The organism is Lentzea rhizosphaerae, from assembly GCF_042649515.1.
Taxonomy (GTDB): Bacteria; Actinomycetota; Actinomycetes; order Mycobacteriales; family Pseudonocardiaceae; genus Lentzea; species Lentzea aerocolonigenes.
The window spans coordinates 287,753-301,350 of sequence record NZ_JBHRZI010000015.1; the positions used below are offsets into that span (position 1 = coordinate 287,753).

Genomic DNA, 13,598 nt, shown 5'->3' on the forward strand with positions numbered 1-13,598 from the left:
GGTGCCGGTGTTGGATCCATCGTCTCAATTGTGCGTCGGCGGTTCCACCAACCTGGGGAGATATCCGGGAAGACCCCGACCCACCCCGGGACTTTGGATTGACGCGCCCGCCGGCGACCAATCCTGCCCGCACCCGCGCCCCGAGACGCGGTGACCCAGCGTGCTGTGGCCAAGCCGTTGCCTGCCGCTCAGCACGCCGCCGTCGTTGTCAGTTGAACGTGCGACGACCCGTTCTTGTTGCACACAGTCACGTGGCGGCGGCCACAACCGCACGCGGGGACCTTTCGTTCGCTCCGAGAGTACGAAAGGTCCCCGCGTGCGGCCCCGAACGGGTGAATGCGGGCGGCCCCGCACGCCGGGTGGGGTGCGGGGCCGTGGATGACAGGGGATCAAGCCGCGACGACTGCCTTCGGGGGCTCGCCGATCTTGCTCGTGAGCCTGTGACTGAGCATCGGCTGCAGGCGCAGGTCGGACAGGTCGTCCGACAGCGTGGTCGGCAGCACGCGGCCACCTTCCAGCTTCCCGCGCTCGGAGCGACCGTCCGGGACGGTGTCCGGCACCGTGTCGGGCGTCTGCGAGACGGCGCCGATGTCGGAGGCGACGTGGTGCAGCAGCTCGGACAGCGGCAGCTCTAACGCTTCACAGATGGCCGCGAGGAGCTCGCTGGACGCCTCTTTGCGGCCGCGCTCCACCTCGGACAGGTACCCCAGGCTCACGCGGGCGGTCCGAGAGACCTCGCGCAGCGTGCGGCGTTGGTTGGTGCGGGCATGGCGAAGCCGATCACCGATCGCCTCGCGCAGCAGCACGGTCATCGCGCGCCTCCTTCCGGCCGGCCGTGTCCCTACGTTACCGATCGACACCGACAACGGGCAGTGACTTCCGAACACGTCCGCCAAGGGCGAACGAACGCGAAGTCATCGTTTGTTCCCGTCCCCGGTGATCAGCAGATGATCCGACAGCAGGACCAGCGCTTTTTCCACGGCTGTGCGGCGCACCGTTTTCCGGTCACCACTCAGCGTGATGGTCCGCACTGTGGACACTCCAGGCCCGCTCAAGCCGATGTGGACCGTGCCTGGAGCGACTCCGTCCTGTGGATCGGGGCCCGCGACCCCGGTCAGTCCGATCCCCCAGTCCGATTTGCACCGGTTCCGGGCTCCCTCGGCCAGTTGGATCGCGACGTCGGGGTGCACGGCGCCGTGCTCGTCGAGCAACTGCTGATCCACGCCCGCGAGCTCGTGCTTGAGCTCGGTCGCGTAGACGATCAACCCACCGCGGACCACGGCACTCGCCCCCGGTGTGTCGACGATCGTCGCGCACAGCAGACCCGCGGTCAGCGACTCGGCAGTGGCTACGGTCTGCCCGCGCGCCTTGAGCAGCTCGACGACGTTCGTCACGCCACCGCCCTACCCGCGCGGGCTTTCAATTTAAACGCGCGGATGACGTAATCGATTCCCGTGACGACCGTGAGGACCAGCGCGGCCGCCATGATCACCCACGCGATCAGCGCGATCACGTCGTTCTGCGGCAGCAGGAACAGGCCGATCGCGATGACCTGCAGCAACGTCTTGGCCTTGCCACCGCGGCTGGCCGGGATCACGCCGTAGCGGATCACCCAGAACCGCAGCAGCGTCACGCCCACCTCGCGCACGGCGATGACGATCGTGATCCACCACGGCAGGACGTCGAGCATGCTCAGGCCGACCAGCGCGGACCCGGTCAGCGCCTTGTCCGCGATCGGGTCGGCGATCTTGCCGAAGTCGGTGATCAGCCCGTGCTTGCGGGCGAGCGTGCCGTCGATGTGGTCGGTGAAGCTCGCGACGGCGAAGATCCCGAACGCGATGAGCCGCCACGTCGTGTCGAAACCGCCCGCCGCGAACAATGAGAGCAGGAAGACCGGAACCAGTGCCATCCGCGCCATCGTGAGGATGTTGGCGACGTTGAGCAGCGGGACCTTCCTGGCCTCTGTCATGTCGGGAGCACCTCGACGATCAGGTCGACACCCTCGGAGTCGACGACACGGCACCGCACGAAGTCGCCGCGCTTGAGGCCCTCGGCTTCGAGCACGATGCACTCGCCGTCGACCTCGGGAGCCTGGTGCTCGGCCCTGCCGACGCAGTCGCTCTCCTCGTCCTCCTCGTGCTCGATCAGCACGACGACCTCGGAGCCGACCCGGTCCTCGGCGCGCTGGCTCGTCAGCTCCTCGACGAGGTTGCCGATGCGCTGGACGCGTTCGGCGATGGTGTCCGCGTCGAGCTTGCCGTCGAGGTTCTCCGCCTCGGTGCCGTCCTCGTCGGAGTAGCCGAAGATGCCGACGGCGTCGAGCCGCGCCTCGGTGAGGAACCGCTCCAGCTCGGCCAGGTCCTCCTCGGTCTCGCCGGGGAAGCCCACGATGAAGTTGCTGCGGATGCCCGCCTCGGGGGCGTGCTCGCGGATCTGCCACACGAGCTTGAGGAAGCTGTCCGTGTCGCCGAACCGGCGCATGCGCCGCAGCACGTTCTCGCTGGAGTGCTGGAACGACATGTCGAAGTAGTTCGCGACCTTCTCGGTCTTCGCGATGGCGGCCACCAGCGACGGCTTGGTCTCGGCCGGCTGCAGGTAGCTGACCCTGACCCGCTCGACGCCCGGGATGGACGCCAGCCTGGGGAGGAGCTGCTCCAGGGCGCCCTGCTCGCGCGGCAGGTCCTTGCCGTAGCTGGTGCTGTTCTCGCTGACGAGGAACAGCTCCTTGACGCCGTTCTCGGCGAGCCACATGGCCTCGGCCACGACCTCGTCGGGGTGCCGCGACACGAACGCGCCCCGGAAGCTCGGGATCGCGCAGAACGAGCACCGGCGGTCGCAGCCGGACGCGATCTTCAACGGCGCCACGGGGGCGTCGTCGAGCCTGCGCCGCTGGACGTTCGTGGGGCCCCAGCCGTGGCCGGGCACCTGCACGTCGTTCTTCGCCTCCTGGCGCTTGACCGGCGTGATGGGCAGCAGCGTGCGCCGGTCGACGGGCACGTGCGACTCGACCTGCTTGCCGTGCAGCACGTCGTTGAGGCGCTCAGCCAGGTCGTTGTACTGGTCGAAGCCGAGGACCGCGGCCGCCTCCGGGAGGCTGTCCGCGAGCTCCTTGCCGTAGCGCTCGGCCATGCACCCGACCGCGACCACCTTGGCCCCGGTGTCGGACGCGGCGAGCAGCGTGTCGACCGAGTCCTTCTTCGCCTGCTCGACGAAGCCGCACGTGTTGACGACGACGACGTCCGCGCCCTCGTCCACCAGCTCCCAGCCGCCCTCGCCGAGGCGTCCGGCGAGCTCTTCGGAGTCGACCTCGTTGCGGGCACAGCCCAGGGTCAGCAGCGACACGCGTCGCGGAGTGGTGGGAGAAGACACGGTGCTCAGCGTAACCGGCCCAGGTGTGAGCGCTTGAACTCAGTGCTTCCGAACGACCTCGACGAGCCGCCACATGTCGCTCGAGGGGTTGCCGGCGCCCAACGCCTTGGCCCGCTCGACAGCCTTGTCGACGCGCTCCGCGAGCAAGGCGAAGTCGAGTGTCCCCTTCGCATAGCCAGGCACGTGCCGGCGTAGTTTCTCCGCGGCGGCCTTCGGGCTGGAGATGCCGGCCGTGCAACCCTCGAAATGAAGGATCAACCACACTTCGAAGCACGGGTTCGACACGGCCAACGAGATCCCCGTCGACTCGGCCTCTGCGATGGCTTCGGCGATGTCGAACTCATCGACATCCACAACGCACCAGTACTCGTCGAACCCGCCGCGGTCGCTCTCACGCATCTTCCCCGCGTACCTCACCAGCTGCGCAGGCGAACCGACTTTGACCACCGCCTTCACCGTCACAGGCTTGGACAGCCGCTTCAACCCGTCCAGGTATGCCTGCTCAGTCTGCCCACAGCACACGGCGAGCACACGACTGGCCGAAACTCGCGTAGGTGTGCGGCGACGACGAGGCGAGTTCTCACGCCGCGCCATCGACACCTCGTAGGACGGCGGACACGAGCGCCTCTGCTTGCACGTCGGGGACGGCGCCATAGCTGCCGCCGAGGTAGCGGCGCTCCAGGTTCTCGCCCTCCTTGCGCGGTTTGAAGTCCGTCAACGGATACAGATCGGATGCACCCTCGGAGTTCTTGTCCACGAACCAGACGTCCTCACGGGTGAGCACCTCGTCGCCCAGGACCGGGCTGAGCAGGCTCGCGTCGTGCGTGGTGAAGATCAGTTGGGCACCACCCACGTTGATCTCAGCGCTCCGGAAGATGCCCACCAACGCCGCGGTGAGACGTGGATGCAGACTCGAATCGATCTCATCGACGACCAGCGTGCCGCCATCACGGAGCATCGCGAGGACGATGGGCAGCAACATCAGCCAGGAGCGGGTACCCGCCGACTCCTCGCCGATGTCGAACGCCCGGTTCGCCGGTCCGTGCGTGAGCCGAACTCGACCTTGCTGCCGAAGTACTTGCTCCAGGAACTCGCGGACCCTGTCATTCGACTTGTCCGGCTCCATCAGGCGGAGCATCGCGAAAATCTCATCTTCGTCCGCCGGCCGATCTTCGCTGTACAGGATGCCGGTGATTCCGAGGTCTGCGATTCGCAGCAGGCTGACGAACTGATCGGCCAACCCGTCGTTGGAGCGAAGAAACCGCGTGATCGCGCCGTGGTCGAACTGAGCGTGCGCTTCGCCGCGGAACACCAGCTTGTGCGCGAACCATCGTTGTACTGGAAGAACGGCGTCGAGCCCTGATTGAGCGCCAAGACTGAGGAACAGCGAGTTCGGCCGAAGAAGTCCCTTGAGCACGTCGCCTTTCGCCCCGCCCTCGGCGATCGTCGTACCGAACTTGATCTCACTGCCGACGCGCTCGAACAAGATCCGTTTGCGCTTCTCGGGATAGCTGTACAGCCACTCCTCCCGAACGCGGTGATCGTCCACCTCGAAGCCGTACGTGTACCGGACGCCGGCCTCGATCAGCTCGACGACGTACACGGAGGGCTTGACACGCGACTCGTCGAGCTTGAACGGCCGTCGAGGCACTCCTCCGTCCGGAGGCCACACGGCGAAGGAGTCGCGTACAGCCGAAGCCATGAACTGCAGACCGTCAAGGAGGTTCGACTTGCCCGAAGCGTTCGCTCCGTAGATCGCCGCCACCGGCAGGACGTCACGATCCTTCGAGTAGGCGGGCATGAGCAGCAATTCACGCTCGTCGCGGAACGAACGGTGGTTCCCCAGTCGAAAGCTGCGAAGCATTGCTCATCCACCTCCAGAAGCAGACTACAGGCATGAGGATGCGAGTAAGTCGCACAGAACGGCTGGAAGGTGCTCAGAAGCGGGCCTTCCAAGAGGTGTACCACTGGTCGCGATCAGCTCGGCGGGCAAGCTCATACTGACCACTGTGACCAGTGGGATAGTCGTGCGGCGCGCCCGCACCAGCGACGTGCGCGCCATGAAGGCGTTGATCGACGGGTACGCCGGCAAGGTCCTGCTGGCCAAACCCCTGGTCGCGCTGTACGAGGCCGTCCAGGAGTTCTGGGTGGCCGAGGAGGACGGCGAGCTGCTCGGCTGCGGCGCCCTGCACGTGATGTGGGAGGACCTGGCCGAGATCCGCAGCGTGGCCGTCTCCCCCATGGCGCTCGGCCGCGGCGTGGGGCACCGGATCGTGGCCCAGCTCATCGCGACGGCCAGGGAGCTGCAGCTCGCGCGCATCTTCGTGCTGACGTTCGAGACCAAGTTCTTCGCCAAGCACGGCTTCGTGGAGATCGATGGCACGCCGGTGAGCCCCGAGGTCTACGAGGAGATCATGCGATCGGTGGACGAGGGCGTCGCCGAGTTCCTCGACCTGAGCTACGTGAAGCCGAACACGCTCGGCAACAGCCGGATGCTCGTTGAGTTGTAACTCTTCGAGTAATTACTCGAAGAGTCTTGACTCAACTAACGGCGCGGCGCCAAGATCTGTCCCGTGCCCGAATCGCTGACCATCGACGAGCTCGCTGCCCGGATCGGCCTGCCCAGCAGCACCATTCGCATGTACCAGACGAAGGGTGTGCTGCACGCGCCGAGACGGCAGGGGCGCGTGGCGTACTACGACGCCTCGCACGTCGAGCGGTTGACGTTGGTCCAGCGGTTGCAGCAGCGGGGGTTCTCGCTGCCGGCGATCGCCGAGCTGATCTCGGCGCGCGAGAAGGGCGAGTCGGTCGCCGCGGTTCTCGGCATGGGCGAGACCGAGGGGCCCGACGACTGGGTTCGGATCAAGGTGCGCGACATCAAGCACCTGATTCCGATGGGAGACGTCCAACCGCGACTCCTCCTCCGGGCTATGCGGTTGGGCTTGGTGCGGTGGAAGTACGGCTGGCCGCACGCGCGTCGCTGGGCACTCGAGGCGGGCGGCAGGCTCGCCGGCCTCAGGGTGCCCAGCGATGACGTCATGGACAGCTTCACGCGCCTGCGCACGGCGACCGACGCGGTGGCGGCGGACTTCGTGCGGTTGTTCGAGCGGCAGTTCTGGCCGGAGCTCGCCCGCAAGGCCGGTGACGAGAACCAGCTGGAGAACGTGCGGGCGTTGCTCGTCGAGCTGACGTACACGGCGGAGACCGCGGTGGTGGGGACGCTGCGGGAGTCCATCCGGGACGCGGCCGAGGAGTTCGCGTCACGGCACGGGTTGCTGCCCAGCGACGACTTCCAGCCCGCGTGGGCCGAGCAGCCGCTGCCGCCGATCGCCGAGAACCTCATGGATCCGGCGGGAGATCTGCCGAGCGAGCAGGAGATCGAGCGCTTCCTGCTGAAGGGGGACGAGGATGAGCCTGATCGCTGATCCCGCGTGGCAGGCGCAGATACGAGACGAAGGCCTGGTCGTGTACGCGGGGGCAGACCTCGCGTACCTGATTCCGGACCTGCCCGGGGCGGTGGCCGTGGCGCTGGCGGGACTGTTCGAGCCGGTATTGAGGGGAGTGGCTCGAACTGTCGACGAAAGCCGGTTGGGGGAACCGGTGCGCCGGCACGTGGCCCAGCTGAGGACCCTGGGCGCTCTCCGCCCGGCGGGGTTGCCGACCGACGACCGCGAGCCCTTGGGAATCGGCACGCGGTTCGTCGGAGAGGCGCCCGCCGGGCTGGTGGAGCGGTTGCCGCACGACGACGATCCGGACCTCTTGCTCGTCGTGCGGACCACCGGCACGTTGGTCGACCTCGTCGAGGTGGCGCGCGAGACGAAGGTTCCGCACCTGTTGCTGGACCTCGCGTACCACCACACCGCCGCGATCGGACCGTTCGTGGTTCCGGGCGCCGGTGCGTGCCTGGCGTGCCTCGCGGTGCGGGCGGGGCGGCGGTGGGGAGATCCGCCGCCTCCCCCGCATCCGGCGGCACTGAAGTTCGACTTCCCGATTTCGCTTGCACTGCAGGCGGTTCAGAACATCCGCAACGGTTCGCTGGCACTGCTGGACGCGGTCGTGACCGTCAACCTCGACGAGTTCACGACGACGCGCGAGAGCGTGCTGCCGGCCGCCGACTGCGAGATCTGCCCGAAGGTCGAGTTCGGGCGCGTGACACTTCCTTGGGGGCACCATGAACGGGACAGCAGTCCGGTTACCTGACCAGTTCTCACCCGGTGCGGCCGCCTCCAACGCCGCGACGCCCACCTGTTGCTGTTGTTGTTGCTGTTGCGCGGTTTCCTCGGTCGGTGCGGCTGTGCACATCCCCGCGGCGCTGTACCAGGACACCAAGGACCTGCCCGAACCGGGCACGCGCAGCGCGATCGTCCTTCCCGCCGCGCTGTTCCCGTTGCTCGTCGTGGTCCTGCCGTTCGCCACGGTGGGCGCGGTCTTCGACCTGCACTGGGGTTGGTGGGCCGGCGCGTTCGGTGCGGCGCTGGCGTGGGCCGGCGCGGCAGGGTTCCTCGCCCGGTCGCCGAGGCCGTGGATGAGCCTGGAGCGACTGCTCGGCTGGTCCCTGCTGTGGTGCGCCGAGCCGTTCATCGCGTTGCCGTTGCTGGGACCGATCGCCGCCGGTACGCACGTCGCGGTCGGCGCGGTGCTCTACGTCGGTGGGGCGCTGGGGTTCGGGTACTGGCTCTTCCGCCGCTACCGGAGGAAGTCGTGAAGACCGTGGCGGAGGCGCTGGTCGAGCGCGCGGTCGGGTGGCGGCAGGGTGTGGTGTCGCAGCTGCACCCCGTGCCGCACAGTCTGTCCGATGTGGACGTCGAGGGCTGGGCTGCGGTGCCGGAACCGTTCGCCACCGGTGGCACTTCCGGTGGTACGAGCAGGGTTGCCGCGATCGCCGAGGCACTGGAACGGCACGCCGCCGCGCGGGCGCCGCTGGAGATCGCCACCGACGGGGAGTGCTGGCCGCTGGAGCACTTCAGCCTGCACACGGTCGAGCAACGCGTGCGCGGCGATTACCGCTACCGCAAGGGATACGTCGACACGAAGTACACGCGGGCGTGGACGTTGCCGGGCAACGAACCGATCCGCGTGCCCGCCGGACTGGTGGGCCTGGACGCGTCGTACGGGCTGCCCACGACGTCGTCCGGGCTCGCGGCCGGTCCGTCGACGACCAGTGCGTTGCTGCGGGCCGTCCAGGAACTGGTCGAACGCGACGCGTTCACCACGACCTGGCTGCACTCCATTGCGCCCCAACGGTTCTCGGCGGATCTTCCGCACGGCGCCCAGGCGTTCGACCTCACGCCCGCCTACAGCCCGCACCCGGTGATCGCCGTGGCGGGGTCGCTGCCGATCGCCGGAAAACCGCGTCCCACGCTCGGCCTCGCCTGCCGCGCGACGGTCGCGGACGCACTGCGGAAGGCGTACGAGGAGTGGGTGCAGGGCACGGTGTTCATCGAGGTGTGGCTGGCGCGCAACGGCGACCGGCCCGTCGACGAGGCCACCGACTTCGACGAGCACGCCGTGTACTACGCGACGCATCCGGAGAAGTGGAACGCGCTGCCGTGGTTCTCCGGCATCGAGACCGACCCACCGCCCGACGCCGATTCACGCGGCACGGCAGAGGAACTGACCGAACTGGTCAACGCGCTCGACGGCGCGGGCATCCGGCTCGCCTACCGCGAGCTGACCACCCCGGAACTGTCCGCCGTCGGGCTGCACTGCGTCCGTGTCCTCTCCCCCGACCTCGCGCCGCTGCACGCAGACCACCGCTGGCCCCACCTCGGCGGCCGCGCGCGGGAGCTGGACTGGCGCTACCCGCACGCCTCACCGGGCGTGTTCCCCAATCCCGCACCACATCCGCTGGGGTGAGACCGATGTTCGACGACTTCTGGGCGGCCAGCCGGTTCTCGCCGCTGCACCAGCGCAGGCTCGGCGAGCGGCTGCGCGACTTCCGGCCGCAACCACCGCTGGTCGACCCGCTGGAGCTGCCGGCCGCACCTGCGCCCCTGCCCAAGCCCCATGACCGGCTGCAGAAGCTGTTCCAGGCGCGGAAGAGCACGCGGGAGTTCGCGGACAGGCCGTTGACCGACAAGCAGCTCGGCACCGTCCTCGGCGCGCTGGGCGACAACAGCTTCCCGTCGGCCGGCGGGCTGAACCCGTTGCGTTGCTACGCCTTCCTGAACGGACGCGCGGTCCGCTACGACATCCGCCGGCACGCCCTGCAGGACATCGGCGCCGCACCCGAGGACCTCGCGGAGATCCTCGGCACTCCGGAGGTCCCACCGCTCACGATCGTTCTGGTGCTGAAGGACGACGAGGGCTTCGAGAAGTACGGCGAACGCGCCGGCCGGTTCGGACTGATCGAGGTGGGCGCCGCGGCCCAGAGCATCTGCCTCCGTTTGGCGGAACAGAAACTCGGCGGCTATCTGCTCGGCGGAGTAGCCGACAACGAGATGCTTCACTCACTCGGCTTACCCCGCGAACTTCGCGTGGCCACAGCGATCGCGTGCGGTCACGTGATCACCTGACGTTCATCAGATCGTGTCTACCGAGGACAGTCGATCACCGCTACAACAAGGCGAGACCCTGCTCACATCCCGAGGAGCTCGCCATGTCGAAGACCCTGCGTTCGGCATTCGTGGGTGCCGCCGCGTCCTTGGCCCTGATCTTCACAGGAGCCCCGGCTCAGGCCGTGGACATCGTCGCGGTGACCGACGACTACCTCTACGCCAAGACACTCAGCCAGTTCACAACATTGCGCGCGCAGCAGCCCTACGCCGGCCAGCTCGACTGGTCGTCCGACGGCTGTTCGTACTCGCCGGACAACCCGTTCGGGTTCAAGTTCCTGCCGACCTGTTACCGGCACGACTTCGGCTACCGCAACTACAAGCGGCAGTCGCGGTTCAGCGAGGCGAACCGGCTGCGGATCGACAACAACTTCAAGTCCGACATGTACAAGGTCTGCGGCAGCAACTGGACCTGCAAGCGGACGGCCGACGTCTACTACGCGGCTGTGCGGGAGTTCGGCGGCACCGCGTCGTCCACGGCGAAGAGCCTCCAGCAGGCCGGCCTGAAGTAGCCCGGTCCGAAGTAGCCCGGCTGGGCTGTCAGACCTCCGGAGTACGTTGAAACGCAGGGGTCCCAAACCAAAGGGGACCCCTGCGTCAGCTTGGGGGAAGACCATGAGCACCGACCGACTCGCACGCGTCACCTGGCTACCGGCCCCGATCAAAACCGAGCGCCTGGTGCTCCGCGAGTCGGCACCCGAAGACCGCGCAACGTTCATCGACCTGTTCACCTCACCAGAGGTGGGCACCTACATCGGTGGCCCCCAGTCGCGCGAAGAACTGGAGCGCACAGCACCCGAGGTGCCGGGCAGGCGCTTCGGCTGCTTCGTGGTCGACCTCGACGGCACGATGATCGGCATGATCACGTTCGACCGGCGCGCCCCCGGCAGCAAAGGACTGTTCCTGCCGGACGGCGGCGAGGCCGAGCTCGGCTACCTGTTCGTGCCGCAGTCGTGGGGCCGCGGGTACGCCGCCGAGGCGTGCGCGGCGGCACTCGACTGGTTCGTCAACACGCATCCCGGTGAGCCGGTGGTGCTCACCACGCAGACCGCCAACGAAGCCTCGATGCACCTCGCGGCGAAGCTGGGCTTCACCGAGGTCGAACGGTTCGAGGAGTTCGGCGCGGAGCAGTGGTTCGGCGTGCGGGCCGGGTGACCTACTCGTCGTCGGCGGGGCCGCCTCCGCGCATCAGGTAGATCACGGACTCGAGCTCGTCCGGCTTGATCAGCACCTCACGTGCCTTCGAGCCCTCGGACGGGCCGACCACCCCGCGGGTCTCCAGCAGGTCCATGAGGCGCCCCGCCTTCGCGAACCCGACGCGGAGCTTGCGCTGCAGCATCGACGTCGAGCCGAACTGCGACGTGACGATCAGCTCCGTCGCCTGCACGAGCAGCTCCAGGTCGTCGCCGATGTCGGCGTCGATCTCCTTCTTCTCGCCCGCCTTGGCCGCCGTGACGCCGTCGGTGTACTCGGGCTGCGCCTGGTTCTTGGTGAACTCGACGATCGACGAGATCTCCTCGTCGCCGACGAACGCGCCCTGGATGCGCACCGGCTTCGACGCACCCATCGGCAGGTACAGGGCGTCGCCCATGCCGATCAGCTTCTCCGCACCGGGCTGGTCGAGGATGACCCGCGAGTCCGTCAACGACGACGTCGCGAACGCCAGGCGGGACGGCACGTTCGTCTTGATCAGACCGGTGACGACGTCCACGGACGGACGCTGCGTCGCCAGCACCAGGTGGATGCCGGCCGCGCGGGCCTTCTGCGTGATGCGCACGATCGCGTCTTCCACGTCGCGCGGCGCGGTCATCATCAGGTCGGCGAGCTCGTCGACGATCGCCATGATGTACGGGTACGGCCGGTAGACGCGTTCGGAGCCGGGAGGCGCGGTGATCTCGCCGGAGCGGACCTTGCGGTTGAAGTCGTCGACGTGGCGCACCCGGTTGACCTGCATGTCCTGGTAGCGCTGCTCCATCTCCTCGACGAGCCACGCCAGCGCCGCCGCAGCCTTCTTCGGCTGCGTGATGATCGGCGTGATCAGGTGCGGGATGCCCTCGTACGGCGTCAGCTCGACCATCTTCGGGTCGATCAGGATCATCCGGACCTCGTCCGGCGTCGCGCGGGCCAGCAGCGACACCAGCATCGAGTTCACGAACGACGACTTGCCGGAACCCGTGGAGCCCGCGACCAGCAGGTGCGGCATCTTCGTCAGGTTCGCGGTGACCATGTGGCCCTCGATGTCCTTGCCGAGGCCGATCACCATCGGGTGCGTGTCCTTGACCGTGGACGGCGCGCGCAGCACGTCGCCCAGCCGCACCATCTCGCGGTCGCTGTTCGGCACCTCGATGCCGACGGCGGACTTGCCGGGAATCGGGGCCAGCAGGCGCACGTTGTCCGTCGCCACGGCGTACGCGATGTTCTTGGTCAACGCGGTGATCTTCTCGACCTTCACGCCGGGGCCGAGCTCGACCTCGTACCGCGTGACCGTCGGGCCACGGGTGAAGCCGGTGACCTGGGCGTCGATCGAGAACTGGTCGAGGACGCCGGTGATGGCCTCGATCATGTGGTCGTTGGCCTTGCTGCGGGTCTTCGGCGCGTCGCCGTCCTTGAGGACGTTCGGCGGCGGCAGCTGGTACTCGCCCTCCACCGCGCGCACGGCCAGCGCCGGAGCGGAGGCCTTCTTCTCCTTCGCGGCAACGGGTTTCGGCGCGGGCTCCGCAGGCTCTTCCAGCGGGAGCTCTGCCTGCGGCTCCTCTTCGACGGGCGCGGCGGCCTGGCGACGCCTGCTGGGCCGGCGCAGGCGAACCGGCTTCGGCTCTTCTTCCTCGTCGGTCTCGGCTTCCGGTTCCTCCGGCCGTTCGCGGTGCACGAGCGCACGAAGTCGTTGCGGCACCTCACGAACCGGCCAGTGCAGCACGCAGAGGAGACCGAAAACGAAGATCAGCATGAGCAACGGGCCCGCGACCCACGGCGTGAGGCCCTGCGCGAGGAACCCGCCGGCCAGGTACCCCAGCGCACCACCCGCGTCGCGGCGCGCCAGCGGGTCCATCGGCAGGCCGCCGATCAGGTGGAACATGCCGAGCACGCCGATGCCGATCAGCACGCCGCCGACGACCAGCCGGAAGCGCTCCTCGGGCTTCGCGTCGGTGCGCATCAGCGTCACGCCGATGCCGAGCAGCACGACGGGAACGATCACCGCCGGGAACCCGACGGAGCTGCGCACGGCGACGTCGACCCACTGGCCGACCGGGCCGCCCGCCTGCCACCACACGCCCGCGCCGGTGATGAACGCGAGCGCGATGAGGAACAGGCCGATGCCGTCCCGCCGGTGTTCGGGATCGAGGCCCTTGGTGCCGGTGATCGCCCGCACCACGGTGCCGACGCCGCGTCCGATGCCACCCCACACGGCGCTGATGGCGCCACTGCTCTTGCGTGGAGCGGGCTTTCTGGACGCGGTGGATCGCGCCCGCGGCTTGGCTGGTGCTTTGCCGCGTGACGTGGTCTTTCTCGAAGTCCCTGTACGCCCGGCCATGTGTATAAGGTAGTCCCTCGCGTCTCACCAGCCCCGTTTGCAACTGGGACGCATGCGAAACCTCATGGTTCACCGGATCGTGCACGGTGTCGTTTCGACACGCCGTACGCTGCCCGCGTGTCCACACCGCTCTTCTGGCGCGT

The 13,598-nt window shown here is 68.1% G+C and carries 15 protein-coding genes; 8 read left to right on the plus strand and 7 right to left on the minus strand.

Going from position 1 to position 13,598, the window contains the following annotated elements; genetic code table 11:
* Positions 1-389: 389 nt before the first annotated feature.
* The 6 genes from ACFOWZ_RS18240 to ACFOWZ_RS18265 all read right to left on the minus strand — a co-directional run bounded on the left by ACFOWZ_RS18240 (position 390) and on the right by ACFOWZ_RS18265 (position 5,134).
* Complete coding sequence (locus ACFOWZ_RS18240; RefSeq protein ID WP_030471805.1) at positions 390-812, minus strand: helix-turn-helix domain-containing protein; 423 nt, start codon at positions 810-812, stop codon at positions 390-392.
* A gap of 102 nt (positions 813-914) precedes the next feature.
* Complete coding sequence (locus ACFOWZ_RS18245; protein ID WP_382373946.1) at positions 915-1,394, minus strand: CinA family protein; 480 nt, start codon at positions 1,392-1,394, stop codon at positions 915-917.
* Entirely contained in the window at positions 1,391-1,969 is a 579-nt protein-coding gene (pgsA, locus tag ACFOWZ_RS18250; protein WP_382373948.1) for a CDP-diacylglycerol--glycerol-3-phosphate 3-phosphatidyltransferase, read from the minus strand. The genes ACFOWZ_RS18245 and pgsA overlap by 4 nt, the downstream gene beginning before the upstream one ends.
* Positions 1,966-3,369 carry a 30S ribosomal protein S12 methylthiotransferase RimO gene (gene rimO / locus ACFOWZ_RS18255; RefSeq protein WP_382373950.1) on the minus strand — a complete coding sequence of 468 codons (1,404 nt, stop codon included), beginning with the start codon at positions 3,367-3,369 and terminating at the stop codon, positions 1,966-1,968. The genes pgsA and rimO overlap by 4 nt, the downstream gene beginning before the upstream one ends.
* Before the next feature lie 39 nt (positions 3,370-3,408).
* Complete coding sequence (locus ACFOWZ_RS18260) at positions 3,409-4,023, minus strand: RloB family protein (RefSeq protein WP_382373952.1); 615 nt, start codon at positions 4,021-4,023, stop codon at positions 3,409-3,411.
* Positions 3,950-5,134 carry an AAA family ATPase gene (locus ACFOWZ_RS18265; RefSeq protein WP_382373954.1) on the minus strand — a complete coding sequence of 395 codons (1,185 nt, stop codon included), beginning with the start codon at positions 5,132-5,134 and terminating at the stop codon, positions 3,950-3,952. The genes ACFOWZ_RS18260 and ACFOWZ_RS18265 overlap by 74 nt, the downstream gene beginning before the upstream one ends.
* 244 nt (positions 5,135-5,378) lie before the next feature.
* Here ACFOWZ_RS18265 and ACFOWZ_RS18270 point away from each other — a divergent pair, with 244 nt between their 5' ends.
* The 8 genes from ACFOWZ_RS18270 to ACFOWZ_RS18305 all read left to right on the plus strand — a co-directional run bounded on the left by ACFOWZ_RS18270 (position 5,379) and on the right by ACFOWZ_RS18305 (position 11,078).
* Positions 5,379-5,879, plus strand: a complete 501-nt coding sequence (locus tag ACFOWZ_RS18270; RefSeq protein WP_382373956.1) for an amino-acid N-acetyltransferase — start codon at positions 5,379-5,381, stop codon at positions 5,877-5,879.
* A gap of 63 nt (positions 5,880-5,942) precedes the next feature.
* On the plus strand, positions 5,943-6,794 hold the full coding sequence (locus tag ACFOWZ_RS18275) for a MerR family transcriptional regulator (RefSeq protein ID WP_382373958.1): 852 nt from the start codon (positions 5,943-5,945) through the stop codon (positions 6,792-6,794).
* Positions 6,778-7,569, plus strand: a complete 792-nt coding sequence (locus tag ACFOWZ_RS18280) for a hypothetical protein (RefSeq protein ID WP_382373960.1) — start codon at positions 6,778-6,780, stop codon at positions 7,567-7,569. Before ACFOWZ_RS18275 ends, ACFOWZ_RS18280 begins: the two co-directional genes overlap by 17 nt.
* A gap of 94 nt (positions 7,570-7,663) precedes the next feature.
* Positions 7,664-8,074 carry a hypothetical protein gene (locus ACFOWZ_RS18285; protein ID WP_382373962.1) on the plus strand — a complete coding sequence of 137 codons (411 nt, stop codon included), beginning with the start codon at positions 7,664-7,666 and terminating at the stop codon, positions 8,072-8,074.
* The gene (locus tag ACFOWZ_RS18290) at positions 8,071-9,225 is read left to right on the plus strand and encodes a YcaO-like family protein (RefSeq protein ID WP_382373964.1); all 1,155 of its coding nucleotides are present in this window, start codon (positions 8,071-8,073) and stop codon (positions 9,223-9,225) included. Before ACFOWZ_RS18285 ends, ACFOWZ_RS18290 begins: the two co-directional genes overlap by 4 nt.
* A gap of 5 nt (positions 9,226-9,230) precedes the next feature.
* Positions 9,231-9,884: a nitroreductase family protein gene (locus ACFOWZ_RS18295; protein WP_382373966.1), complete on the plus strand. Its 654-nt coding sequence runs from the start codon at positions 9,231-9,233 to the stop codon at positions 9,882-9,884.
* 83 nt (positions 9,885-9,967) lie between these two features.
* Complete coding sequence (locus ACFOWZ_RS18300) at positions 9,968-10,435, plus strand: phospholipase (protein ID WP_382373968.1); 468 nt, start codon at positions 9,968-9,970, stop codon at positions 10,433-10,435.
* 103 nt (positions 10,436-10,538) lie between these two features.
* Positions 10,539-11,078, plus strand: a complete 540-nt coding sequence (locus ACFOWZ_RS18305) for a GNAT family N-acetyltransferase (RefSeq protein WP_382373970.1) — start codon at positions 10,539-10,541, stop codon at positions 11,076-11,078.
* A gap of 1 nt (position 11,079) precedes the next feature.
* Here ACFOWZ_RS18305 and ACFOWZ_RS18310 read toward each other — a convergent pair whose 3' ends face one another.
* Positions 11,080-13,455, minus strand: coding sequence for a DNA translocase FtsK (locus ACFOWZ_RS18310; RefSeq protein ID WP_382373972.1), 2,376 nt, complete (start codon positions 13,453-13,455; stop codon positions 11,080-11,082).
* Positions 13,456-13,598 lie beyond the last annotated feature (143 nt).